Genomic DNA, 22,638 nt, shown 5'->3' with positions numbered 1-22,638 from the left:
TGCCATCTGCATACGAGGACGTATGTGGTTGACCCAAGGAAGGTAGTTCTGTGAGCCAGACGTCAGATTCTTGTCTTGATAAGTGGATGGGCCGGGAGGCTCTCGCCGAGGCCATGATTCCGGTGATCGGCCGGCTGTACCGGGAAAACAACGTGGTCACCAGCATCCATGGCCGGAGCCTGATCAACAAGTCCACCATGAACATCCTCAAGGCACACCGCTTTGCCCGCCGGATGAGCAACCACGAGCTCCTGCTCGAAGAGACCGCGCCCCTGCTGAACGCCCTGTCGGAGCTGGAACTCGGCGCAGCAGCCATTGACATTGCACGTTTGACCGAGAAGTACCGGGCAGAAGGCAATGGCGCCTCCCTGGATGAGTACCTGCGTGCAGAGCTTGCTGAGATCGTGGGCAAGCGCGGCGCTGACGACCGCACCAGCACCGACGTCGTACTTTACGGCTTTGGCCGCATCGGCCGCCTCTTGGCCCGCATCCTCATTGAAAAGGCTGGGGGCGGCCACGGCCTGCGACTCCGCGCGATCGTAGTGCGCAAGGGTGCCGAGAACGATCTTGTGAAGCGCGCCAGCCTGCTGCGCCGCGACTCCGTTCACGGTTCCTTCGAAGGCACCATCCGCGTGGATGAGGAAGCCAACACCATCACCGCCAATGGCGTGCAGGTCCAGGTCATTTACTCGGACAACCCCGCCACGGTGGACTACACCGCTTACGGCATCAAGGACGCCCTGGTAGTAGACAACACGGGCCGCTGGCGCGATGCCGAAGGTCTCTCCCAGCACCTGCAGAGCAAGGGTGCTGCCCGCGTCCTGCTCACCGCACCCGGCAAGGGCGACCTCAAGAACATCGTCCACGGCATCAACCACCGGGACATCGCGGACGATGACAAGATCGTCACTGCCGCTTCCTGCACTACCAACGCCATCACCCCCGTGCTCAAGGCCATCAACGACAAGTTCGGCATCATCCACGGCCACGTGGAAACAGTGCACTCGTTCACCAACGACCAGAACCTGATCGACAACTTCCACAAGGGCGATCGCCGCGGACGTTCCGCTGCGCTGAACATGGTCATCACCGAAACCGGTGCCGCCAAGGCCGTGGCCAAGGCTCTCCCGGAACTTCAGGGCAAGCTGACAGGCAATGCCATCCGCGTTCCCACGCCCGATGTTTCCATGGCGATTCTTAACCTGAATCTGGAGAAGGGCACCACGCGGGACGAAGTGAATGACTTCCTCCGCGAAATGTCATTGCACTCGGATCTTCGGAAGCAGATCGATTACATCGATTCTCCCGATGTTGTCTCCACGGACTTCGTCGGCTCGCGCCGTGCAGGCATTGTCGACGGCCTGGCAACGATCTCCAACGACAAGAACCTCGTACTTTATGTTTGGTACGACAACGAGTTCGGCTACTCCTGCCAGGTTGTCCGCGTCATGGAGGAAATGGCCGGCGTCAACCCGCCGTCCTTCCCTGCCCGCGACGTCGTGGCTCCCATTGCCGTTCTTGAAGCGGCCGGCGCCTAGGACCTCTGAAGTATCCTCAGGTTTCCCGGCTGCGTCACTGGTATCAGCCGGGAAACCTGACCAAAATGGGTTCATGGAAAACGAATCAACCCTGGAACATGAAACCACGCTTGAACACGCGCTGGACGTAGCCCGCGCCAATCACAAGCAAGCCCAAAAACTCCTGGATCAGGCTGTCGCGGCCAACGCCTCCGGCGACGTCACGGACCAACGGGTGGAGCAACTGCGCGGACTCCTCGCGCTGGCAACCGAGGACCTCCAACGCGTGCTGCGCGAGCAGTAAAACAAGAGGTATCCGTCCTCACGGTGTGACTTCTCCTACACACTGTGGATACCGGCTCTTTCTGTCGGGGCCTTGTCCTACGCTCGTAGGACATGCTTGCCCCCACTGGACGGAGTCCCTTGAGTATCACCTGGTCTGCCTACAAACGCGCCCGACGCAGATCCCGACAAGCATGGACGATTCTCGCCTTGGCTGCCGCAACCATCGTGGCCGGGCTGTCCTGGTTTTTCACCACGGGCCAATTCACTGTGGCAGATCCATGGGTAGCGGGACCCAGCGAAGCACCCGTTTACAACCCCCTCTGGATGAAGCCCGTTCGCGGCGCCGCACCAGTGGCTGCGGGGAAAGCCAACGACGCCCTGGAACGTCTGCCGGTCAAGGGCAGGGCCGCGAAGGCAGACTATGACCGGGCCGCCTTCGGGCAGGCCTGGGCCGATGCCGACCGGAACGGGTGCGACACCCGGAACGATATCCTCCGGCGGGACCTCTCGGCCGTTGAGTTTACCGAAGGGTCCTCCTGCAAGGTCGCCGGCGGCACTTTTCACGAACCCTACACCGGCGCCCAAGTGACGTTCCGGCGGGGACAGGACACGAGCTCAGCCGTTCAAATCGACCACGTAGTAGCCTTGGCGGACGCCTGGCAAAAAGGGGCACAGCAGCTGACCGTCCAGCAGCGCCAGACGTTTGCCAATGATCCTTTGAACCTGATTGCCGCTGACGGACCGGCGAACGTCAAAAAAGGGGCGGGTGACGCTGCCACGTGGCTTCCGGCCAACAAGAACTTCCGCTGCCACTACGTCGCCCGACAAATATCCGTTAAGGCCGCTTACAAGCTCTGGGTGACCCAAGCTGAAAAGGACGCTATGAAGGGCGTCCTCGCCTCCTGCCCGGAGCAGCAGACCATCTACAACTCGAGGTGACCGTGCCCCAGTTGCCAGGTGCCGCCGTCGTCGATTCTCTCCAAGACCACACGCTGAAGTGACGTATCCCGGGGAAGCCGGTCCATGTCCTGGAGGCCACGCTGACGGAAAGTGAAATACACGGCATCGGTGGGGGCATCAGAGCAACGGTCCAGCGTAAAGCGCCGGGCAAAGGAGGCAATGTTGCTCTCTGGCAGGCGGTCCGCAAGATAGGGGTCCAGCATCCACGAATCACACGTGGCAACCGCTGCCGGTTTGTCCGGAAAGTACCGGGCGAAGAACAGGCGGGCCTCGGCCAAGCTGGCATCCACCAAGGCGGGGGAGAGCCCGCCATCTTCGGGAATGTGGACGCCGAGCACCCAACGCTGGTCCGCCGTTGAGGTACCGGCTTGAGCGGTATCCTCCGGGCTGCGGACCAGGTGGAACTGCAGACGGCCCAGCCTGAACAGGTTCCCGGCCATGTGCAGGGTCAGCCAGCCCCACGTATCGAGGCCGAACCGGCCATGGACCCGCCGGTTGATCCTGAGCTGCAGTCCCACGTCAGACAATGACGCCGCAGAGACATCCGGGCTGATGCCGAGCCGCAGGTGATAAGCGTGAACGGTGGGGGAGAAGCGGAGCAGTGCTTCGATCCAGACCGTTTCGACGGCGTGGTCTTCCTGGATGCTGTCCAGAGGAAAGGATCCCAGCCGCTCTTGCATCGTGGCCATGGCGCCCAGCACCGCCTCACCGGGCGGAGTTGCGAGAAGGGCGGCACATTCCTCCGCGTCGTCGCCGGTGATGTCCAGGAGTTCGAATAGCCCAGTGTGCGTGGTTAAGGCCATGGCTCAGTGTCCGAAAGGATCGGGATCGATGCCGGGCATCCACGTCAGGCCGGGCACGCCCCAGCCGTGCTTCTTCGCTTGCTTGAGGGCCTTCTTTGCGTACCTGTCCACCAGCCGGTTGACGTACAGCTTGCCGTCCAAATGGTCGAACTCGTGCTGCAGAATCCGGGCAAACCAGCCGGTCGCTTCAAAGTCCACGGGGTTGCCGTCTCCGTCGAAGCCCTCCACACGCGTCCATTCAGCACGCTGCAAAGGGTAGTACTCTCCGGGGAAGGATAAGCAACCCTCAACATCCTCGTCAGGATCCGGAAGAGCTCCCGAGACTTTGGAGAGCGTGAGCACCGGGTTGACCACCACGCCCTGCTCCGGAACGTCGTCATCGTTGGCGTACTTATAGACGAACAGGCGCTTGCCCACACCGATCTGCGGGGCAGCGAGGCCCACACCGTTGGCGGCGTCGTTGGTCTCGAACATATCCGCGATCAGTGCGCGGAGCTCGTCGTCGAAGACCTCCACTTCGCTGGCCCGGCGATGCAAAACAGGTTCGCCCCAAATGGTGACTGGCAGGACGGTCATGTCAGTTCTTCCTTTTGTTGATCGCTGAAGTCCGGAGCGGCGCAGGTCCGCTTCAGGGGTTAAAAGCAAAGGCCGCACCGGGTAACCGGTGCGGCCTTTGTGGAAACCGGCTCTGCAGCCAATCTCGGTGGGGTGAGCTACGGGGGTTGAACCCGCGACCTCCTGGACCACAACCAGGCGCTCTGCCAACTGAGCTAAGCCCACCATGTGCCTTTTGGGGCTGAACCGTTTGACCGGCTTTCCTTCAAGGCAACGACAAATAGCTTACCTGCTGTTTTGGGGTGCAAAGTCCACTTTTGCCGGTTTTGGCGAAAAAACCTTGAAAAATGGTCCAGATCACACTGATTCGGTGGATCCCAAGGTTTCCGCAGTGGCCATGACGTCCTTGGAGATGCGCTGTGCCGTGGCAGTGTCCGGTCCCGGGGCGGGCACGAAGACGGCCTGGCGGTAGTAGCGAAGCTCGTCGATGGAATCCTTGATGTCTCCGAGGGCGCGGTGCCCGCCGTGCTTGGCAGGTGACTGGAAGTAGGCGCGCGGGAACCAGCGGCGCGACAGCTCTTTGATGGTGCTGACATCGATCACGCGATAGTGGAGATGCTCCACGATGTTTGGCATGTCCCTGGCCAGGAACATGCGGTCGGTTCCCACGGAGTTGCCGCCCAAGGGCGCCTTGCGGGGGTCCGGAACCCACTTCTCGATGTATTCAAGAACCTGGGCTTCGGCCTCTGCCATGGTCTTTCCGTGGGGGAGTTCATCCAGGAGTTTGGAACGGGTATGCATGTCCCTGACGAAATCATTCATTTGTTCCAGGGCAGCATCATCGGGCCTGATGACGACGTCGACGCCGTCGCCGAGGATATTGAGCTCGGAATCCGTCACCAGCGCCGCGACCTCAATCAAGGCGTCGTTCTTCAGGTCCAGGCCGGTCATTTCGCAGTCGATCCAGACGATGCGTTCATTAGTAATAGGCACGCGCCCAGCCTATCCTTCAGCCGCTTCGAAGTGCTCTGATGGTACGATTTTTGAGCGCGGCAGTGTCTCTTTCTTCCTGCCGTGGAAAGCCCCGAAGACGCAGAATTTCTCCCGGATGTTCCGGGCGAACGATTGGATGACGACCACATGACGGTGCCAGTACCCGCCGCCCAGAAGGCAGGGACAGCAGCGCCGACGGCAGATGCTGCGGCCAGCGAGGTTGATAATGCCCGTTCGCCGCTGATCGCCGGTTTCATCGGCTCCATGTTCATGGTTTTCGGGTCCCTGGGCGTGGGCTGGCTTGCTCCGGTCTCCGAACTCCGGAGATTGCCGCTTTTCATCTGGATGCGCACCGAAGGTGTCGGTGTCGCCCTGTCGATTGTCCTGCTGGCCGTCGGCGGAATGCTACTGGTCCGGGCATGGCTCCGATTGGGTCAACGTGTCCGGGTCTGGGGACTGGAAGCACGGAAGGCGACGCTTCAGGCGGTGGCTGCGTGGGGATTGCCCATGATGTTCACGGTTCCCCTCTTCAGCAGGGACGTTTACGCGTACATCGGTCAGGGACGCCTGATGGTCGAAGGCATCAATCCCTACGAAAATGGGATTTCCGCCCTGCCCAATTACTTCCAATTGGGCGCGGACAAGATGTGGACCGAAGCGCCGGTGCCGTACGGGCAATTGTTCCTGTGGATTGAGCAGTTCGTCGTCTGGGTGACCAACGTCCAACCCGAAGCAAGCATCATGCTCTTCCGGCTGGTGGCACTCGTGGGCATCGTCCTCTGCATCATCTATGTGCCCAAGCTGGCTGAACTTCATGGGGTAAATCCGCACCGGGCGCTGTGGCTGACGGCCGCAAACCCGCTCTTCCTGACCAACTTCATTGCCAGCGTCCACAACGACGCCCTCATGATCGGCCTGGCCCTCGCGGGGCTCTATTACTGCGCTACACGCCGAGTGATCCTTGGCCTGGTGCTGATCACCCTTTCCATCTCCGTCAAGCCCATTACGGTGGTGTTCCTCCCCTTCATTGGGCTCTTGTGGGCAGGCAAGGGAGCTTCCTGGCCGCGGAAGTTCGTCTTCTGGTTCCTGACCGCCGGGCTGAGCTTCGGATTGCTGTACGCCATGAGCATGGTCAATGGCTTTGGATTCGGTTGGATCAATGGTCTGTCAGCTCCTGGCAGTGTCTGGATCTGGTACGCGCCCATCGGCCTGATTGGCTTGGTGGTGGCGTCCATTTTCAATGTCTTTGGACTGGACGGCTGGGGCATGGCCAAGTGGGTTTACGACGCCGGCAAGGTATTGATGGTGGGCGCCATCGCCTGGCAGGTCTTCCGTGGCGACTACGACCGCCTGATGCGCCGGCTCACCCTGGCATTTGCGGCTATTGTCATTTTGGCGCCGATGATCCAGTCCTGGTACGTGGTCTGGCTGATCCCGCTCTTTGCCGTGACCGGGATCCGCAATGACTGGCAGGTCAAGGCCGTCTATTTCGTGGTGTCGTTCTTTATGGTCTACGCGATCTCGGACCAACTGGATGTCTTCCCGTACCTTCAGAGCGAAGACCTGGGCCTGGCTCTGACCCTGGCCCGTAACGCAGCGGCCATCATCGCCTTGCTCTTCGCTGTGTACCTGATCTTCGTGGACCCGAAAACCAAGAGCCTGTTCCGCAAACACGACGAACCCGGACTCCGTCCGATCATCTAGGCCGCATCAGCTGGATGATAAAAGCCGTGTCCCCTCACGCAGGGACAAGGGACTCAGCGTTGATGCGTTATCTACGACGAAAGCACGGACCCATTCAGGATCTGACTTGCTGTATTCGCGCAGTGCCCAGCCAATGGCCTTGCGGATGAAAAACTCCTTGTCGTGCAGGTTGGGATCGATGACTGCCGCCAGCAAGCGGTGATCGGTCATGGACTTCGCCCCCAGTTGGGCGGTAATGGCAGCCCGGCGGATCCACATGTCGTCGTCCTTTGCCCAGCGAAGCAGCAGAGGGGTCATGGTTGACTTATGCGCAAGCAGCAGCGCGCAGATCCTGTGCGACACTCCATCCACAAGGTCCCACCATGCTCCTGTCCGAATAATTTCCTCGTACACGGGCAGCATGTCCAGGTCTTCCTTCACCATCCGCAGGCCCGTCAGGTCAATGGCTGCGTACCGCTCTTCGCGTGCCGTGGCATCGCGCCACAGCTGGACAACCGCGTGCCGCAGCTCGTCAGGGGATGCGACAGGAAATTCTCTTGCTGCCGCTGTGACGATGCTCCGCACCTCAGGAACCCTGACGCCGAGTGAGGGCATCTCCGACTTCATGTACTTCTGGGCACCGACCGCCCGTTCAGCGTCCCCCGACGAGCGCAGCGAAGATCGGATTGATTCCACTAGTTCCTTGGTCATGCGTCCACTGTAGGACCGATCCAGGGCCGCGGGTCTCCTGCCATTGATGAGATCCCTCCCAGGCATGGCCGGGGGGTCGTAGAGTGGGCAGAGCGGCAGCAGCTGGCCGCACAACCGGCCCCTGAGGGCACGCCCAGCAACGGAGGACCTTTGATGTCAATGCTGAAAACGCCCCAGCAGATAGCGTTGATGCGTGAGGCCGGCCGTGTGGTCGCCAACGCCCTGGCGGCCGTGAAGGACCACGCTGCTGTCGGCGTTTCCCTCAAGGAACTTGACGACGTCGCGGCGGCAGTGATGGCCGACGCCGGCGCAAGGCCTGCCTTCCTCGACTACCACCCCCGCTGGGCGGCAGTGCCGTTTCCCGGCGTGATTTGCGCCAGTGTCAACGACGCCGTGGTGCATGGTATCCCTAACGGCTATGCACTTGAAGACGGCGATCTCCTCAGCGTTGACTGCGGCGCCTTCCTGGAGGGTTGGTGCGGAGACGCTGCCATCAGCTTCATTGTGGGGGATGTCGATCCCCTCGACCAGGAACTCATCGACGCAACGGACGCCGCACTGGCGCGGGGGATAGAAGCAGCCCGGGTGGGCAACAAAATGGGTGATCTTGCCTACGCCATTGGTGGTGAAGCCAAACGGGCAGGTTACGGTCTGTTGGCCGATCACGGCGGACATGGCATCGGCCGGACCATGCACGCGGAACCTCCCGTTCCCAACATCGGGCGTCCGGGGCGCGGCATGAAGCTCGAGGAAGGCCTGGTTATCGCCATCGAGCCCATGTTGATCCAGGGAGGGAAAGACGACTACTACCACGATGAGGACGAGTGGACCCTGCGTTCGGCGAACGGACGAAGGGCAGCGCACAGCGAGCACACGGTCGCCATCACGGCGGATGGGCCGATGATCCTGACGCTGCCTTGATGGGAACACTGCATTGATTCCGTCGACGCCTTGGTTCAAAACCGCCTTTGAGTCAGAGCCGCCTTTGATTCAGACCCGTCCATGACTTTCAACCTGCGTGATCAAGCCCGGCCTCGTGATCAGGCCCGGCCTCCGGACGCCGCGTGGCCCCTGGTAAGCCGTACAACGGGCCGGCCCGGCACGGATTCGGAGACCGGGCTGAAACCGGCAGCCCGGAAAAGTGACAGAGTGCCGTGGTAAAGGTCCGATGACGTCGCCTTGGTCCTGAGCCGCGTGTCGACGGGGTAGGCCTCCAGGACCTCCGCGCCGTTGGTGAAGGCGTGGTTGACGGCTGCGGCCAGGAGCGCGGACGAAACCCCGGTGCGGCGATGACTTGGTGCCACGACGAAGCAGCTGATGGCCCACAGCGCGGTGTCATCCGTGGCGGCCGGTGTGTCTGCCCTCAGGACTGGGGACCGTTTCAGCCGCCCGTAGGCTGCCCGGGGCTCAACAGCACACCAACCAACTGGATCACCGTTCCTGAAGGCCATGACGCCCGGCGCCGGTTCGGCGCTGAAAGCTGACTTCAGCATTTCCTTTCGGTCATCCGCAGACGTGGTGTCCCATTCCTTGCCGGCAAGGGCGAACCACCGGCACCAGCACCGGGATGGTTCGCCCTTGGTCCCGAACAGCTCCTCAACAGCTGCCCAGGACGCAGGAGCAGTCTCTAGCCTGATTGCATCCTCGTGCTGTGCCATGGACCCAGAATAGGCCTCTCCGTCACGGCGGGAATTGCGGGGTTTGGGCGCCAGGGTCAACATTCATGCGCCGGCACCCACCAGCTCACCTGTTGAGGTGTTCACCATCAAGGGCCCGATTCCGTCGGGATCATCCATCCCGGCTGCTACTGACTCGTCCTCCGGAGGAGTTTGTTCAGCGTCCTCGGCCTCCCACCCGCCGCTGCTCCCGGGGCCACCGGGGGCCGAGTTGGACAGAGCCTCGTCCGACGGAGCAGTGTTTGCAACGGCTGAGCCTGCAGCGGTGGAGTCCGCTGGAGCAGTGGTGCCGTTCATGCGGGTGAAGTTGGCGGAGCCCCACATGAGGTCGTGCCCCACGGATTCGGCATCGATTTCCGCTACATGGTAGACGCGGCCTTCATGTTCCCATTGCCTCAACCGGAGCCTTCCCACGACCAGCACACGCTGCCCCTTTTTGACGCTGCACCCAACGTGTCCGGCAAGGTATCGGAACGATTGCACCGTGTACCAATTGGTGTTGCCGTCAACCCAAGTGTTGCTCGCCCGGTCGTAGCGGCGCTCTGTGGTTCCCAGACGGAACGATGCTGTAGCCGTTCCCCGTGTGGTCGTTGAACTCTTAACCTCCGAGGCCACGAAGCCCCGGACGGTGATGATGTCATTCATTGGTGGTCCTTCTGGATGTAGGAAGTGCCTGTCCGGCTCTTTCAGCTTCATCCAGTGAAGGCGTCGAAGGCAGTGCCGCGGGGGCCTATGTGCATAACCCCGGCGAATGGGCGCTTGTGGAGGAATGGAGGCCGCCGGTGACGAGATGGCGGGCTATCCGCCGATGGCACTGTAAACTCTTTGTGGCGCCAGCCGCCCATGGTGGTGACGGCGTCAGTGCGCCCCAGTAGCTCAGGGGATAGAGCAGCGGCCTTCTAATCCGCCGGTCGGGGGTTCGATTCCCTCCTGGGGCACCAACACATCCCCCTTGGACAAGCTTCCAAGGGGGATGTCCCTTTAGTGCCTCGCCTCAAGAAATTCTTTGAGGTTCCGGAGCACCAGCCCCCAGGTTTCCATGGACTGTGCCACTTCTTCCTCGCTGGAATTATTGCCCTGCGTGATGGTCACCGTTGTTCCGTCGCCGGCCGCAGACACGTCATATTCCACGGTGTGATAACTCGAAGGAATGTCGGGACGCCCTGAGGCAGGACTGTAGTGCGTGGTCTTCAGCAGCTTCGGGGGATCGAAGGCCAGTATGGTGCCTTTGTCCTCATATGCTGTGCCGTTGTACTCACCTGAGTACGTAATCGGGTCTCCTACCCGCCAGGTGGTGTTGACAGTGGTTCCCAGGAAATACTCCTTGATGCGGGAAGGGTCGGTCAGTGCCTCCCACACTGCTTCGGGCGGGCTGATGATGGTGATCGATGCAACGGCATCACGGGCCTTTCCGCTCATGGTGGTACTCTCCATTCCTCAGCCGGATTGCCAAAATCCCTTCACCCCGAACGCTACGCCGGTGAACACGCCACGTGAATGGCACAATGGCTAAGTGATGAGCAGGGGAACGGCGCCGACAGACGGCCAGTCGGCAAAGGCAGCAAAAATCCGCGGTGCAGCATTGTCGCTGGCAGTATCCGCAACGGTCATGATGACTGGCTGCACGGCATCTCCGGCGTCTACCGCCCAGCCGGGAACAACGCCCCCACCCTCCGCCACCGCACAGGCCACAGCCGCCGTCGATCCTGCCGTCGTTGCCACCTCGGCAACCGTCGAAACGACGTTGAAGAACCTCGTGGCCGGCAACCCCAAGCCGGACCAGGAAGCACTCCGCTCGGCCTTGGTCTCGGCCGGGATTCCGAAGGCCAACGTGGAGGTCTCGGTCAGCCGCACGCCCACGGGCCTTGACGTTGATGCCCTGGAGGCAGCGGCGTTGACCGGCGAGAGCTGCGTCATGGGACAAATCCGTGACGGTGGTGTCCTGGTGACCATACTGCCCGTGCTGGCTACAGGTAAGTGCTTCGTGGGAGACGCCCGCTAGCGACGCTTGGGGGCCGAATGTGAGTTAAGCAGGCCGAGCCATTAGATTTAAGGGCATGGCGGAATTCATTTACACGATGACCAAGGCTCGCAAAGCCGTTGGCGACAAACTTATTCTGGACGATGTCAGCATGTCGTTCTACCCTGGCGCGAAGATCGGCGTCGTGGGACCGAACGGTGCTGGTAAGTCCACCATCCTGAAGATCATGGCCGGACTGGACACCCCTTCAAACGGCGAGGCCCGCCTGAGCCCCGGCTACACCGTGGGCATCCTCCTGCAGGAACCGCCGCTGAACGAGGAAAAGACCGTCTTGGGCAATGTCCAGGAAGGTGTGGGCGAGATCTACGGCAAGATCCAGCGTTTCAACGAGATCTCCGAAGAAATGGCCAACCCGGACGCGGATTACGAGACGCTCCTGGATGAAATGGGCAAGCTGCAGGAAGCCATTGACGCTGCCGACGCCTGGGACATCGATTCCCAGCTGGAACAGGCTATGGACGCCTTGCGTTGCCCGCCGGCTGATTCCGACGTCACTGTCCTCTCCGGTGGTGAGCGCCGCCGCGTGGCACTGTGCAAGCTTCTTCTCCAGAAACCTGACCTGCTGCTCCTCGACGAGCCCACCAACCACTTGGACGCCGAGAGCGTGCTGTGGCTCGAACAGCACCTCTCCCAGTACCCCGGCGCTGTCCTTGCCGTGACCCACGACCGTTACTTCCTGGACCATGTGGCCGAGTGGATCGCAGAAGTTGACCGCGGCCACCTCTACCCGTATGAGGGCAACTACTCCACCTACCTGGAGAAGAAGAAGGCCCGCCTGGAGGTCCAAGGCAAGAAGGACGCCAAGCTGTCCAAGCGCCTTACCGAGGAACTTGAGTGGGTGCGCTCCAACGCCAAGGGCCGCCAGACCAAGTCCAAGGCCCGTCTTGCCCGCTATGAGGAAATGGCTGCAGAAGCCGATCGCACCCGCAAGCTGGACTTCGAAGAGATCCAGATCCCGCCGGGACCGCGCCTGGGTTCCCTGGTCATCGAGGCCAAGAACCTGAAGAAGGGCTTCGACGACCGCGTCCTGATCGATGGCCTCTCCTTCTCGCTGCCCCGCAACGGCATCGTTGGCGTCATCGGCCCCAACGGTGTGGGTAAGTCCACGCTGTTCAAGACGATTGTCGGCATGGAGCCTTTGGATGATGGTGAGCTCAAGATCGGCGAGTCCGTGAAGATCTCCTACGTGGACCAGTCCCGTGGCGGCATCGATCCCAACAAATCCCTCTGGGAAGTTGTCTCGGAGGGCCATGACTTCCTCCAGGTCGGTCATGTCGAAATGCCTTCGCGTGCCTACGTGTCGGCGTTCGGCTTCAAGGGTCCGGACCAGCAGAAGAAGGCCGGTGTCCTCTCCGGTGGTGAGCGCAACCGCCTCAACCTGGCATTGACGCTCAAGCAGGGTGGCAACTTGTTGCTGCTTGACGAACCTACCAACGACCTCGACGTCGAAACCCTGGGCAGCCTTGAAAACGCCCTTCTCGAATTCCCGGGTTGTGCAGTGGTGGTCTCGCACGATCGTTGGTTCCTCGACCGGGTAGCGACCCACATCCTCGCCTATGAAGGTGACGACGAGAACCCCTCCAAGTGGTACTGGTTCGAGGGCAACTTCGACTCCTACGAAGAGAACAAGGTGGAGCGCCTTGGCCCCGATGCTGCCAAGCCGCACCGTGTCACACACCGCCGCCTGACCCGCGACTAGGAATTCCAGGCACACACGCAGAAAGGCCGGTCCCGCAAGGGACCGGCCTTTCTGCTTTAACTCCTCGCCGCCACACAGCGACCCGAAAGCTTAAGGGATCCGCACCATACCCTCTTGGGCAACGGTGGCAACATGCAGCCCGTCACGGTTGAAGATACGGCCCGTGGCGAGTCCTCGCGCCCCTTGGGCGCTGGGGGACTCCTGGACGTAGAGCATCCACTCGTCCACCCGCACCGGACGGTGCCACCACATGGCGTGGTCGAGGCTGGCGACGCTCATTCCCGGAGTCATCCAGGCCAGGCCGTGTGCGCGGAGAATGGGCTCCAACAGCGTGTAGTCGCTGGCATAGGCCAGGGCGGCACGGTGCAGGTTGGGATCATCGGGCAACGGACCCATGGTTTTCATCCACACGGCGTTGCTTGCCACATGCTGGGTGGGCGGGGACACGTAGAGGGCCGGATCAATGTGGCGGACGTCGAAAGGACGTTCGGATGACATATGCCGCGCCATCGGGTGGTCGAACTGCGACAACAACTCTGCGGTGCTGGGCAGGGACTCGGGGTCGGGGATGCCTTCGGGCATGGTCGCCTGGTGGTCCAGGCCGGTGTCCTCCACTTGGAATGACGCGATCATCGACAGGATCGGCACGCCGTCCTGGTACGCGTGAACGCGTCGGGCGGAGAACGAACGTCCGTCCCGCAGCCTTTCGACACCGAAAGTAATCGGCTTGTTGGCGTCCCCCGGCCGCAGGAAGTAGCCGTGCATGGAGTGTGCCACCCTGTCCGGTTCCACTGTTCGCATGCCGGCCATCATCGACTGCGCCAAAACCTGGCCACCAAAGACCCGGTGCCGTGGCTGCTTCTGCGATGGGCCCAGGAAGATGTCCTCGTTGGTCCGGGCTCCGTCAAAGTCACCAAGGTCCAGCAGGCCGATCAGCACATCCATGGGGTCTTCTGCGGGTGCTTCCACTTCAAGGCCAGCATTCGTCTCAGTCATGGTTCGACTTTAGACGCCGCCCCGACCCCTCTCAACCGGGGACATGCCGGTAGAGTCGATGATGTGACAGACGTCTTGACCCAGTCCTTCCGCTTCGCCGATCCCCGCGACCTCGCTGACTTGAAAACCTTTGTTACGCGGGCAAAGAGCATCGACGACGGCGCCATCCGCCTCCAGGCCGCGGGCAGTGTCCTCGCCGCGTACGTGTGTGTCCTGCGGCCGCGCATCCTGGGGGAGTCCACCCCCACCATCCTCGGCCTGCGGACCATGGCCCTCGCTGAGCCGGCCCAGGCCGATGTGACGGTGACGCTTGCGTCCGTTTTGGACCGGTTGGCCCGCTCCGGTGCCGACGACGTGGAGCTGCCCATACCGCCGTCGACCGTTTCCGAGTCCTGGGCAGGCGTTGGTGCGCCGCGGTCCGGGTGGGAAGCGCAGGGATCAATACCCGACACCGACCTCAGGTTGGCGGCCGAGGCCGGCATCGCCGAAGTGGCCGGTGTCATTCCGGCTTTGGCAGGTGCCGCAGCGGTCAACAGTGCCAGGGCAGCAATATGGGGCCGTGAGCTTCCAGACGCGGGCGACCTTCCTGCCGGCGCGGCCTTCGCCGCTTTCGCCTTGGGTTTCCTGGGCGACGCCGAACAGAAGGTCTTCCGCAATGGCCGCTGGTTCCGCCTGAGCGGCCCCCGCGGCCATGTGCTGGTGCGCACGGGTGCAGGCCTGGGACTCGGCTTCTAGGGGTCAGGCGCCGGACGAAGGACTGTTGACCATGGTCAGGGCAGCCCGTTCCATGTAGTCCCACAAAGTGCCCTCATGCAGCGGGGAGAGCTCCAGGGAATCCACGGCAGTGCGCATGTGGAACAGCCAGCGATCCTTGGCTTCAGGGGTTACCCGGAACGGCATGTGCCGCATGCGCAGCCGTGGATGGCCGCGTTCTTCACCATAGGTGGTGGGGCCGCCCCAGTATTGTTCCAGGAACATCAGGAAGCGCCGTTTTGCCGGCCCCAGGTCCTCTTCGGGATACATGGGCCGAAGCAAAGGATCCGTTGCAACGCCGTCGTAGAAGACATCGATGAGCTTGACGAAGGTCTCGTGACCGCCCACTGCAGCGTAGAAACTGTCCGTGTAAGCGGGCTGGCTGAAGGGATCATTCTGCATCAGCTGGCGTCGGGGGCCCGTTTGGGGTGCCGGGGGTTGCCCGCCTGCTGTGCTACTCATTGGACTTCTCCTCGGCTTTGGTGACGCGGGGTGCGCCTGCTGTAACGGGCGCGGCTGCTGCAGCGCCGGGCTCAATGGTGGCGTCCGGTGATTCCAGCGGGACGTAGTCACCCTGCGAGCGGTTGCCCACGCGGAGGATTTCGCCGTTGCGCAGATACCAGATGGCTCCGTCTTCAGCGCGTACCCGGGTGATGCGCAGGCCTACGGATTCAACGGTACCAATCACTTCGCTGGTGACGATCACATCGCCGATCCCGTATTGGTCTTCGATGGTGATGAAGATTCCGGCAAGGAAATCACGAATCAGTTGCTGGGCGCCGAAGCCGATGGCGACACCCAGGATGCCCACGCTGGTCAGCAGGGGCGCGACGTCCACGTTCATGTATTTGAGGACGTAGATGATCACGATCACCACCACCACAACGCTCACGAGGCTCGTCAGCAGGGTGCCGATGGTCTCGGCGCGCTGTGAGCGGCGCTCGTGGTCCAGCGCGCGGATGGCTGGTTGCACCCACTTGAAGTGCGCTTTCTTAAAGAACGAACTTCCGGCGGAAACCCGCCGGGTGATGCGCAAAATGATGAACCGCGCCACGATCCACACACCCAGGCCCACGCCTACGGTGATGAGGATAGAAACGAGATCGATCTTTTCGGGTTCCAAAGTGACAATTTCTGCCAGGGGGATGGAGGTCAAGGGTGAATTTCTCCTTGTCGTCGGCCCGTGTTCGCCGGGCGCGGAACACTCTGTCCACCTACAACCCTAGCGCCGTAGCGTGACGGTATGCGCATCCTGGTCCTCGGCGGTACCGCCTTCCTGTCCGCAGAAACCGCCCGGCAGGCTGTTGCCGCCGGACACGACGTCACCTGCTTTGCCCGCGGCACCACAACAACCCCGCCCGACGGCGCCACCTGGGTCAGGGGCGACCGCGCCTTGGGCGCGGCGGCCTATGCGGAACTCGACGGCGGATGGGACGCCGTCGTGGAGGTATCGCGGGATCCCGTGCAGGCAGGCGAGGCGTTGGACGTGCTGGGAGCAGCCGCCGCGCACTGGACGTTTGTATCGAGTTGCTCTGTTTATGCAGACCATTCGATACCCGGCGCGGATGAGGGCGCGGAGATGCTGGAGCCGTTGCCGGCTGGACAGTCCGGTACCCCGGAGACCTACGGCGAATCCAAATCCGCCATTGAGCAGATGACGCTGGCTGCGGTGGGAGCGAAAGCGCATATCGTGCGGGCGGGACTCATCAGCGGCCCGGGGGACGGGACTGACAGGTACGGATACTGGCCTGCCCGATTCGCTGCCGACACTGACCCGGTGCTGGTTCCGGACACCCCGGATGTCGCGACACAAATCATTGATGTCCGGGACCTTGCAGCGTGGATCCTGCAATCCGCAGGTAAAGGACTGACGGGTACCTACAACGCGTTGGGCGAGGTCGTGCGGTTCGAGGACTACCTTGCCGAGGCCCAGCGGGCGGCCCGAACCGGAAGATGGGATGGGGTGGTGCAGGACGTTGTCCGGGCTGACGAAGAGTGGCTCCTTGAGCACGGCGTCGACTACTGGGCAGGACCGGACTCGCTGCCCCTGTGGCTGCCGGCGGACCATGACGGCTTCCAGGCACGGACAAACCGGGCGGCACGTGAGCGTGGAATGGTCCTGCGGCCGTGGCAGGAGACGCTGGCGGCCACCCTCGAGGATGAAAGGAGCCGGGGATTGGACAGGGAACGCAAGGCCGGTCTCAGCCGCGAAACCGAACAACGCCTCGTGGCACTGTGGCGGGCCCGGCAGCGTTAGCCGGCTGCCGGCGTCGTGCTTGGTTCGTGGAGGACGGGGAAGTTGACGCTGCGGGCGATGAAGCAGACCTGGTTGGCTTCATGGTGCAGTTGGGGCATCAACGCGGCGTGGCCGGGATCGGCAATGGTGACGTGGGGTTTGAGCGTGACGCTTTCGAATTGCCCGCTGCCGTCCCGGTTGAGCTTCATCAGTCCTTCTGCGCTGTCCTCATAGCCGGTGACCACCACTCCGTGTTTGACCGCCACGTGGAGAAAAGACAGCATGTGGCACTGCGAAAGGGCAGCGAGCAGCAGTTGCTCCGGGTTGTAGCGTGAACGGTCTCCATGGAAGGTGGGATCAGCGGAGCCCTGGAGGATGGGCAGACCCGGGATTTCTACGTCGTGGTCCCGTGAATATGCCCGGTAGCCGGCAGTGCCCTCACCCAGGTTTCCGGTCCAGCGGACGGTCAGCGCGTAGTGGTGTTCGTTGAGGCCCATGCGGACAGTCTAGCCAGCAAGCATCGACTGTCCGCAGGGACCCCGTCAGACGCCGGGCTTAGACGTCGGCAGCCCGTGCGCGGAGGGCGCGGGCTACGCCGTCGCGGTTCTCCAGCATCATCCGGCGAAGGGCGGCGCTGTCTTCAGGAAGCGCCGCCAGGAACTCGTCCGTGCGGTCCACCGTGGCCTGCGTCGTGAGCTGCGCCGGGTAGAGTCCCACCACAATCTGCTGCGCCAGGGCGTGAGTGCGCTCTTTGACGATTCCAGGCACGGCGTCAAAGTACTTATCGGCGTAGGGCTCCAGCAAAGCAGTGGTGGGGACCCGCATGAAGCCGGCAACGGCCGAGGCCTGCAGCGCGTTGGAGAGTTCTCCGGTATTAACGATCGCGTCCCACGCTGCGGCCTTGGCTTCGGCGGTGGGGATGGCTGCCTTCGCTTGGGCGGCCGCATTTTGACCGTTGGAGGTGTTGTCGCGGGCAAGTTCGGCGTCGATGCGTTCTTGGCCTTGGCGTCCACCGGCCACCAGTGCGGTCAGGAGCTCCCAGCGCATGTCCTGGTCCACGGTGAGGCCTTCCAGCGATTCGGTTCCGTCCAGCAGTGCCTGGATGCGGTCCAACTGGCCCCTGCTGCGCGCGAGCTGGGCAAAGGACTTGGCGAACTGCAGCTGGGCATCCGAGCCCGCTTCCACCGAGGATGCAAGCTCCCACAGCTTTTCTGCGGCTGCGATGGTGGCCTCGGCCTTGTGCTCGGCGGCCACGTAATAGGTCAGGGTGGTGGCCAGCTGGCGAAGTTGGACCAGAATGACCGAGGAATCCGTTTCATGGGCAATGTTGGCAAGGACCAGGCCCACGTAGCCGCGGGCAGGGGTTTCACCGTCGCGTGCGGCATCCCAGGCCGAACCCCACACCAGCGTGCGCGGCAGGCTGGCCGAGAAGTCCTTCAGGTGCGCCTTGGCGGTGGCCAGGGAATGCGGGTCCAGACGGACCTTGGCGTAAGCGAGGTCGTCGTCATTGAGCAGGATCAGGTCCGGACGTACCTTGCCAATCAAGGCAGGAACCTCCGTGCGGGAGCCATCGACGTCAAGCTCCTCCCGGTGGGTACGCTCCAGCTTGCCCTCACCGGAAAGCGAGTAGAAACCAACGGCGAGGCGGTGCGGACGGAGGGTTGGCTGTTCGTCAATGGCGGTCTGCAGGATCGCGAAGCCGGTGATGGACCCATCAGCGTCAACGGTCACCTCCGGAGCCAAGGTGTTGACGCCGGCAGTCTCAAGCCAGAGCTTGCCCCACACGTCCAGGTCGCGGCCGCTGGCGGCCTCAAGCTCCACCATGAGGTCGGCGAGCTCAGTGTTCTTCCAGGCGTGCTTGGCGAAGTAGGTGCGGACTCCGGCCATGAACTGCTCCGGACCCACCCAGGCCACCAACTGCCGGAGCACGGAAGCTCCCTTGGCATAGGTGATGCCATCGAAGTTGACCTCAACGTCCTCAAGGTTGTTGATTTCCGCGAAGATCGGGTGGGTGGTGGGCAGTTGGTCCTGCTTGTACGCCCATGACTTTTCGACTGAGGCGAAGGTGGTCCAGGCGCGGTCGAATTCCGTGTTTTCCACGGCGGCCAGGTGCGACATGTATTCGGCGAAGGACTCGTTGAGCCAGAGGTCGTTCCACCACCGCATGGTGACCAGGTCACCAAACCACATGTGGGCCAGCTCGTGCAGGACCGTGATGGCGCGCCTCTCGATCTGGGCGCCGGTGACCTTTCCGCGGAAGACGTAGCCTTCCAGGATGGTCACGGCTCCGGCGTTTTCCATGGCTCCGGCGTTGAACTCGGGGACAAACAGCTGATCGTATTTTTCAAACGGGTAGGGGCAGCCAAACTGGGCTTCGAAGAACTCGAATCCTTGACGGGTCAGGGTGAAGATGTTGTCCGCATCGAGATACTGCATGAGCGACTTGCGGGCAAAGACTCCCAGCGGCACCACACGTCCGTCGGCGCTGGTGACCTCGGACCGAACCGCCTGGTACGGTCCGGCGATCAATGCGGTGACGTACGAGGACAGGCGGGGAGTGGGCGCAAATTCCCACACGGACCGGGCGCTGCCGTCTTCCCCGGCAGGAGCTTCAACGGGAACCGGGGTGGGGGAGTTGGAGATGACATCCCAGTGCGACGGCGCTGTGACGCTGAAAGTGAAGGTTGCTTTCAGGTCGGGCTGCTCGAAGACGGCGAACATGCGCCGGGAGTCCGGAACCTCGAACTGCGTGTAGAGGTACACCTCGCCGTCCACGGGGTCAACGAAACGGTGCAGGCCCTCGCCCGTGTTCATGTAGGGGGCGTCTGCGACCACCACGAGCTCGTTGTCGGCGGCGAGGTTTGGGAGCTGGATGCGGATGCCGTCCGAGACCTCCGTCGGGTCCAGATCGGTTCCGTTCAAGGTCACGCTGTGAACGGCGTGGGTGATGGCATCTATGAAGGTGGTGGATCCCGGTGCCGCGGAGAACTTCACCACAGTGGTGGTGCCGAAGACCTCGGGGCCTTTGGTCAGGTCCAAAGTGACGTTGTACGACTCGACGTTGAGCAGTTGGGCGCGGATCGCAGCTTCGTCGCGCGTGAGGTTCAGGCCTGGCAAGTGGTGCCTCCGGAAGATTTTGGGATGCCCGGCCACTCGCGGCCGGACGCTGGTGTGAAGCCATTCTTTCACTCCACGGCGTGAAGGCAAGGAGGGAACACCACAGTGTCGCCCCACGGAGTAGCGTTGGATTATGGGATCGTTCCGGGACACTCTCGATTTCCGCGCACTGAGGTTTGCGGTCGCCTTTCCGTTGCTCCTCGCCGTCGGATTCGTAGTGTGCGCCCAGATGCTGCGCAACAACCTGCCCAACCCGGTTGCCGTCATATGGAACGCCGACGGCGGCAGTTCGTTCGCGCCGTTCGGCGCCTACGTGGCGGGCGGCGCAGCCCTCATCATCTTCTGCGGATGGGCCGTGTTCCTCCAGGCGGTGTCCATTACCAGGCCTGTTGTCATGAGACGCGTCATGATGGGCCTGGGCCTGACGGTGAGCCTCTTCATCACTACGGTGGTGGCAGCCGGACTGGTGGGACAGTCCGGGCTGGGGGACGCGCGTGAATCCCATGTGGACCCGATCGTGTTGGCCATGGGCAGTGGCGCCGCGGTGGCCCTGGGCGTCGTCATGATGTTCGCCTTCAAGCCGGACCCGCGCTGGACCCGCGAGGATGACGTTGCCCTCCAGGAGGAACTGACCCTGCTCGAGGACCCGGACCTGGCCCGCGACACGCTTCGCTTGTGGGTACATGCCCGGAGCTCTGTCTTCATCATGATCATTGTTTCCGCGGGTTTCCCGGCGGCCTTGATTGCGGTCGCCGTCCCCTGGCTCGGCGCCTTGGTGGCCGTGGCTGCCCTGGTAGGCGCTGGCTTCCTGTTCGCCCGGGTGCGGGCGGACAGGGGAGGGCTGCAGGTGTTCGCCGGTGGCATCGTGCGCGTCCTGACCGTCCCCGCCGTCGAGATCGCCGGGGCAACTCCGGCGGACGTCAAAGCGGCTGATTATGGCGGGTGGGGCTGGCGGCACCACGACGACGCCACGGCGATGCTGGTCACCAGCGGGCCTGCCGTCGTCGTAAGGAAACTTAACGGGGGACGGGTGGCTCTCAGTGCCGGCTCCCAGGCCTCAGCTGACAAACTGGCGGGGATCCTCAACCGGGCGGCCCACCGTGCCCGGGATGACGGACAGTCCCAACAACCCCGGTAGCGGTACCCTAGGTAGCGCATCCCTCACCGCCGCGGCCGGCCAGACGCCGTCCCCGCGCGCCAGAAAGAACGGACTTCCTGTGACTACACCCCGCGTCCACATTGCTACTGACCACGCCGGCATGGAACTGAGTGCCCACCTGGTCAGCCACCTCACGGCCAAGGGCTACGAAGTGGTGGATCACGGACCCAAGGAGTACGACGCCCTGGACGACTACCCCTCTTTCTGCATCAACGCCGGCGTAGCTGTCGTAGCGGACCAGGAAGCCGGCGTTCACGCCTTGGGAATCGTCTTGGGTGGTTCGGGAAACGGTGAGCAAATTGCCGCCAACAAGGTCAAGGGTGTCCGCGCTGCGCTTGCCTGGAACCTTTCCACCGCAAAGCTGGCCCGGGAGCACAACGACGCCAACGTCGTCGCTGTTGGCGGCCGCCAGCACTCGGTTCAGGAAGCCACCGAGCTCATTGAAGCCTTCCTTGAGGAACCGTTCAGCAACGATGAACGCCATGTTCGCCGGATCGGAAAAATCGCGGTGTACGAAACCACCGGCGAAATCGTCGAGTAGTGCCCGAGGGGCATTCGGTCCATAGGCTGGCCCGCCAATTCCAGGATGTTTTTGGTGGCCGCCGCCTGGACGTTTCCAGCCCGCAGGGTCGGTTCACCCACGGCGCGCAGGTGTTGAGCGGGCACACCATGGTTGAGTCGATGGCCCACGGGAAGCAGTTGTTCCTCAGGTTCGACCACGATCTCTTCCTCCACGTCCACTTGGGCCTGTACGGGGCGTGGAACTTCGGCGGGGACAGTTCCTTCACCGGGGCCTCCAGTATCGGTGCGCCACGACGCATCGGTGAGCGGGAAACGGGGCCGGCCTCCGTTGAAACGGCCTCCCGTGAAAAGGATTACGCCGGCCCACCAGCGCCGGTGGGCGCTGTCCGTGTCCGCCTGGTCTCGGACCACGGCTGGGCCGACCTCCGCGGTGCCACGACGTGTGCCGCCATTACGTCGGCCGAAGTTGCCGTTGTCATGGAACGGCTGGGACCTGATCCGCTGCACAACCGCCCCGGCGACCGCGAAGAATTCATCCGCCGCCTGCGGCGCCGGAAAACGGCGGTGGCCCTCTTGCTGATGGATCAGTCCGTCTTGGCCGGCGTGGGCAATATTTATCGGGCGGAAGTGCTGTTCCGGCAAGCCGTCGATCCTTGGACGCCGGGCAGCACCATTGACGAGGAAACGGCTGGCCGGCTGTGGGACGACACAGTAGGGACCATGTCCGACGGCGTTCGTGACGGACGGATTGTTACGACACCCCCCACGCTGTGGTCGGGTGGCGCAGCAATAGCGCCCGACGCCGACGCCCACTTTGTCTACAAACGGGACGGCATGCCTTGCCGGGCCTGCGGGACGGCGGTGGGTATGACGGAAATCGGTGCGCGCAAGCTGTACTGGTGTCCGGGCTGCCAGGTGTAGCAGCAACAAAA

At 62.7% G+C, this 22,638-nt stretch carries 24 protein-coding genes and 2 tRNA genes; 13 read left to right on the top strand and 13 right to left on the bottom strand.

Annotated features, from left to right (window positions below):
* Positions 1-50: 50 nt before the first annotated feature.
* The 3 genes from AB4Y77_RS20985 to AB4Y77_RS20975 all read left to right on the top strand — a co-directional run bounded on the left by AB4Y77_RS20985 (position 51) and on the right by AB4Y77_RS20975 (position 2,741).
* The gene (locus tag AB4Y77_RS20985; RefSeq protein ID WP_311213048.1) at positions 51-1,538 is read left to right on the top strand and encodes a glyceraldehyde-3-phosphate dehydrogenase; all 1,488 of its coding nucleotides are present in this window, start codon (positions 51-53) and stop codon (positions 1,536-1,538) included.
* Positions 1,539-1,611: 73 nt separating this feature from the next.
* Entirely contained in the window at positions 1,612-1,821 is a 210-nt protein-coding gene (locus AB4Y77_RS20980; RefSeq protein WP_311213047.1) for a hypothetical protein, read from the top strand.
* 119 nt (positions 1,822-1,940) lie between these two features.
* Positions 1,941-2,741, top strand: a complete 801-nt coding sequence (locus AB4Y77_RS20975; protein WP_442015215.1) for an HNH endonuclease family protein — start codon at positions 1,941-1,943, stop codon at positions 2,739-2,741.
* Here AB4Y77_RS20975 and AB4Y77_RS20970 read toward each other — a convergent pair.
* The 4 genes from AB4Y77_RS20970 to orn form a co-directional block, all read right to left on the bottom strand.
* Entirely contained in the window at positions 2,726-3,565 is an 840-nt protein-coding gene (locus tag AB4Y77_RS20970; RefSeq protein ID WP_442015214.1) for an acyltransferase domain-containing protein, read from the bottom strand. The genes AB4Y77_RS20975 and AB4Y77_RS20970 overlap by 16 nt on opposite strands.
* Positions 3,566-3,568: 3 nt before the next feature.
* Positions 3,569-4,141, bottom strand: coding sequence for a peptide deformylase (def, locus tag AB4Y77_RS20965; protein WP_311213044.1), 573 nt, complete (start codon positions 4,139-4,141; stop codon positions 3,569-3,571).
* A gap of 128 nt (positions 4,142-4,269) precedes the next feature.
* Positions 4,270-4,345 (bottom strand) — tRNA-His (locus tag AB4Y77_RS20960).
* A 132-nt stretch (positions 4,346-4,477) separates the two neighbouring features.
* On the bottom strand, positions 4,478-5,113 hold the full coding sequence (gene orn / locus AB4Y77_RS20955) for an oligoribonuclease (RefSeq protein WP_442015213.1): 636 nt from the start codon (positions 5,111-5,113) through the stop codon (positions 4,478-4,480).
* Between the two features lie 147 nt (positions 5,114-5,260).
* Between orn and mptB the strand changes: the two genes are divergently transcribed.
* Positions 5,261-6,817 carry a polyprenol phosphomannose-dependent alpha 1,6 mannosyltransferase MptB gene (gene mptB / locus AB4Y77_RS20950; protein ID WP_442015212.1) on the top strand — a complete coding sequence of 519 codons (1,557 nt, stop codon included), beginning with the start codon at positions 5,261-5,263 and terminating at the stop codon, positions 6,815-6,817.
* 6 nt (positions 6,818-6,823) lie between these two features.
* On the opposite strand, the gene AB4Y77_RS20945 is transcribed toward mptB, so the two are convergent.
* Complete coding sequence (locus AB4Y77_RS20945) at positions 6,824-7,507, bottom strand: DNA alkylation repair protein (protein ID WP_442015211.1); 684 nt, start codon at positions 7,505-7,507, stop codon at positions 6,824-6,826.
* Between the two features lie 153 nt (positions 7,508-7,660).
* On the opposite strand from AB4Y77_RS20945, the gene map reads away from it, so the two are divergent.
* A complete protein-coding gene (gene map / locus AB4Y77_RS20940) occupies positions 7,661-8,428 on the top strand; it encodes a type I methionyl aminopeptidase (RefSeq protein WP_311213040.1) in 768 nt (255 codons plus the stop codon).
* Between the two features lie 119 nt (positions 8,429-8,547).
* On the opposite strand, the gene AB4Y77_RS20935 is transcribed toward map, so the two are convergent.
* Positions 8,548-9,165, bottom strand: coding sequence for a GNAT family N-acetyltransferase (locus AB4Y77_RS20935; RefSeq protein ID WP_311213039.1), 618 nt, complete (start codon positions 9,163-9,165; stop codon positions 8,548-8,550).
* A 63-nt stretch (positions 9,166-9,228) separates the two neighbouring features.
* Positions 9,229-9,828 carry a single-stranded DNA-binding protein gene (locus AB4Y77_RS20930; RefSeq protein WP_311213038.1) on the bottom strand — a complete coding sequence of 200 codons (600 nt, stop codon included), beginning with the start codon at positions 9,826-9,828 and terminating at the stop codon, positions 9,229-9,231.
* A gap of 220 nt (positions 9,829-10,048) precedes the next feature.
* Here AB4Y77_RS20930 and AB4Y77_RS20925 point away from each other — a divergent pair.
* Positions 10,049-10,124, top strand: a tRNA-Arg gene (locus AB4Y77_RS20925).
* A gap of 40 nt (positions 10,125-10,164) precedes the next feature.
* Here AB4Y77_RS20925 and AB4Y77_RS20920 read toward each other — a convergent pair.
* Positions 10,165-10,602, bottom strand: a complete 438-nt coding sequence (locus tag AB4Y77_RS20920) for an SRPBCC domain-containing protein (protein ID WP_311213037.1) — start codon at positions 10,600-10,602, stop codon at positions 10,165-10,167.
* Positions 10,603-10,699: 97 nt separating this feature from the next.
* On the opposite strand from AB4Y77_RS20920, the gene AB4Y77_RS20915 reads away from it, so the two are divergent.
* The gene (locus AB4Y77_RS20915) at positions 10,700-11,185 is read left to right on the top strand and encodes a DUF6993 domain-containing protein (RefSeq protein WP_311213036.1); all 486 of its coding nucleotides are present in this window, start codon (positions 10,700-10,702) and stop codon (positions 11,183-11,185) included.
* Between the two features lie 55 nt (positions 11,186-11,240).
* Positions 11,241-12,923 carry an energy-dependent translational throttle protein EttA gene (gene ettA, locus AB4Y77_RS20910; protein WP_105693031.1) on the top strand — a complete coding sequence of 561 codons (1,683 nt, stop codon included), beginning with the start codon at positions 11,241-11,243 and terminating at the stop codon, positions 12,921-12,923.
* A 90-nt stretch (positions 12,924-13,013) separates the two neighbouring features.
* Here ettA and AB4Y77_RS20905 read toward each other — a convergent pair whose 3' ends face one another.
* Positions 13,014-13,919, bottom strand: a complete 906-nt coding sequence (locus AB4Y77_RS20905) for an acyl-CoA thioesterase (protein ID WP_311213035.1) — start codon at positions 13,917-13,919, stop codon at positions 13,014-13,016.
* Positions 13,920-13,982: 63 nt separating this feature from the next.
* On the opposite strand from AB4Y77_RS20905, the gene AB4Y77_RS20900 reads away from it, so the two are divergent.
* Complete coding sequence (locus tag AB4Y77_RS20900) at positions 13,983-14,654, top strand: hypothetical protein (protein WP_442015210.1); 672 nt, start codon at positions 13,983-13,985, stop codon at positions 14,652-14,654.
* A gap of 3 nt (positions 14,655-14,657) precedes the next feature.
* Here AB4Y77_RS20900 and AB4Y77_RS20895 read toward each other — a convergent pair whose 3' ends face one another.
* Positions 14,658-15,134 (bottom strand): globin, encoded by a 477-nt coding sequence (locus AB4Y77_RS20895; RefSeq protein ID WP_278251928.1) that lies wholly within the window; start codon positions 15,132-15,134, stop codon positions 14,658-14,660.
* Positions 15,127-15,828 (bottom strand): mechanosensitive ion channel family protein, encoded by a 702-nt coding sequence (locus tag AB4Y77_RS20890; protein WP_442015209.1) that lies wholly within the window; start codon positions 15,826-15,828, stop codon positions 15,127-15,129. Before AB4Y77_RS20890 ends, AB4Y77_RS20895 begins: the two co-directional genes overlap by 8 nt.
* Before the next feature lie 87 nt (positions 15,829-15,915).
* On the opposite strand from AB4Y77_RS20890, the gene AB4Y77_RS20885 reads away from it, so the two are divergent.
* Positions 15,916-16,929: an NAD-dependent epimerase/dehydratase family protein gene (locus AB4Y77_RS20885; RefSeq protein WP_442015208.1), complete on the top strand. Its 1,014-nt coding sequence runs from the start codon at positions 15,916-15,918 to the stop codon at positions 16,927-16,929.
* On the opposite strand, the gene AB4Y77_RS20880 is transcribed toward AB4Y77_RS20885, so the two are convergent.
* Together AB4Y77_RS20880 and pepN are read right to left on the bottom strand one after the other, a co-directional pair.
* Positions 16,926-17,405 (bottom strand): OsmC family protein, encoded by a 480-nt coding sequence (locus AB4Y77_RS20880; protein ID WP_311213031.1) that lies wholly within the window; start codon positions 17,403-17,405, stop codon positions 16,926-16,928. The two genes, AB4Y77_RS20885 and AB4Y77_RS20880, sit on opposite strands and share 4 nt — an antisense overlap.
* Positions 17,406-17,463: 58 nt before the next feature.
* Positions 17,464-20,025, bottom strand: a complete 2,562-nt coding sequence (pepN, locus tag AB4Y77_RS20875; RefSeq protein ID WP_311213030.1) for an aminopeptidase N — start codon at positions 20,023-20,025, stop codon at positions 17,464-17,466.
* 133 nt (positions 20,026-20,158) lie between these two features.
* Between pepN and AB4Y77_RS20870 the strand changes: the two genes are divergently transcribed.
* From AB4Y77_RS20870 to AB4Y77_RS20860, 3 genes are all read left to right on the top strand, one after another.
* Positions 20,159-21,163, top strand: coding sequence for a hypothetical protein (locus AB4Y77_RS20870; protein ID WP_442015207.1), 1,005 nt, complete (start codon positions 20,159-20,161; stop codon positions 21,161-21,163).
* A 79-nt stretch (positions 21,164-21,242) separates the two neighbouring features.
* Positions 21,243-21,725 carry a ribose-5-phosphate isomerase gene (locus tag AB4Y77_RS20865; RefSeq protein ID WP_442015206.1) on the top strand — a complete coding sequence of 161 codons (483 nt, stop codon included), beginning with the start codon at positions 21,243-21,245 and terminating at the stop codon, positions 21,723-21,725.
* On the top strand, positions 21,725-22,627 hold the full coding sequence (locus tag AB4Y77_RS20860) for an Fpg/Nei family DNA glycosylase (RefSeq protein ID WP_311213028.1): 903 nt from the start codon (positions 21,725-21,727) through the stop codon (positions 22,625-22,627). Before AB4Y77_RS20865 ends, AB4Y77_RS20860 begins: the two co-directional genes overlap by 1 nt.
* The last annotated feature ends 11 nt before the right edge of the window (positions 22,628-22,638 follow it).

Source organism: Paenarthrobacter sp. YAF11_1, assembly GCF_052113445.1.
GTDB lineage: Bacteria > Actinomycetota > Actinomycetes > Actinomycetales > Micrococcaceae > Arthrobacter.
Note: the sequence above shows the minus strand (reverse complement) of the source record. Positions and strands in the feature narration are given on the sequence as shown.

Coding starts and splice junctions, on each gene's coding strand:
- AB4Y77_RS20980 (WP_311213047.1), top strand. CDS start 1,612: ATGGAAAACGAATCAACCCTGGAACATGAAACCACGCTTGAACACGCG.
- AB4Y77_RS20970 (WP_442015214.1), bottom strand. CDS start 3,565: ATGGCCTTAACCACGCACACTGGGCTATTCGAACTCCTGGACATCACC.
- def (WP_311213044.1), bottom strand. CDS start 4,141: ATGACCGTCCTGCCAGTCACCATTTGGGGCGAACCTGTTTTGCATCGC.
- mptB (WP_442015212.1), top strand. CDS start 5,261: ATGACGGTGCCAGTACCCGCCGCCCAGAAGGCAGGGACAGCAGCGCCG.
- AB4Y77_RS20945 (WP_442015211.1), bottom strand. CDS start 7,507: ATGACCAAGGAACTAGTGGAATCAATCCGATCTTCGCTGCGCTCGTCG.
- map (WP_311213040.1), top strand. CDS start 7,661: ATGTCAATGCTGAAAACGCCCCAGCAGATAGCGTTGATGCGTGAGGCC.
- AB4Y77_RS20935 (WP_311213039.1), bottom strand. CDS start 9,165: ATGGCACAGCACGAGGATGCAATCAGGCTAGAGACTGCTCCTGCGTCC.
- AB4Y77_RS20930 (WP_311213038.1), bottom strand. CDS start 9,828: ATGAATGACATCATCACCGTCCGGGGCTTCGTGGCCTCGGAGGTTAAG.
- AB4Y77_RS20920 (WP_311213037.1), bottom strand. CDS start 10,602: ATGAGCGGAAAGGCCCGTGATGCCGTTGCATCGATCACCATCATCAGC.
- AB4Y77_RS20915 (WP_311213036.1), top strand. CDS start 10,700: ATGAGCAGGGGAACGGCGCCGACAGACGGCCAGTCGGCAAAGGCAGCA.
- ettA (WP_105693031.1), top strand. CDS start 11,241: ATGGCGGAATTCATTTACACGATGACCAAGGCTCGCAAAGCCGTTGGC.
- AB4Y77_RS20905 (WP_311213035.1), bottom strand. CDS start 13,919: ATGACTGAGACGAATGCTGGCCTTGAAGTGGAAGCACCCGCAGAAGAC.
- AB4Y77_RS20895 (WP_278251928.1), bottom strand. CDS start 15,134: ATGAGTAGCACAGCAGGCGGGCAACCCCCGGCACCCCAAACGGGCCCC.
- AB4Y77_RS20885 (WP_442015208.1), top strand. CDS start 15,916: ATGCGCATCCTGGTCCTCGGCGGTACCGCCTTCCTGTCCGCAGAAACC.
- AB4Y77_RS20880 (WP_311213031.1), bottom strand. CDS start 17,405: ATGGGCCTCAACGAACACCACTACGCGCTGACCGTCCGCTGGACCGGA.
- AB4Y77_RS20870 (WP_442015207.1), top strand. CDS start 20,159: ATGGGATCGTTCCGGGACACTCTCGATTTCCGCGCACTGAGGTTTGCG.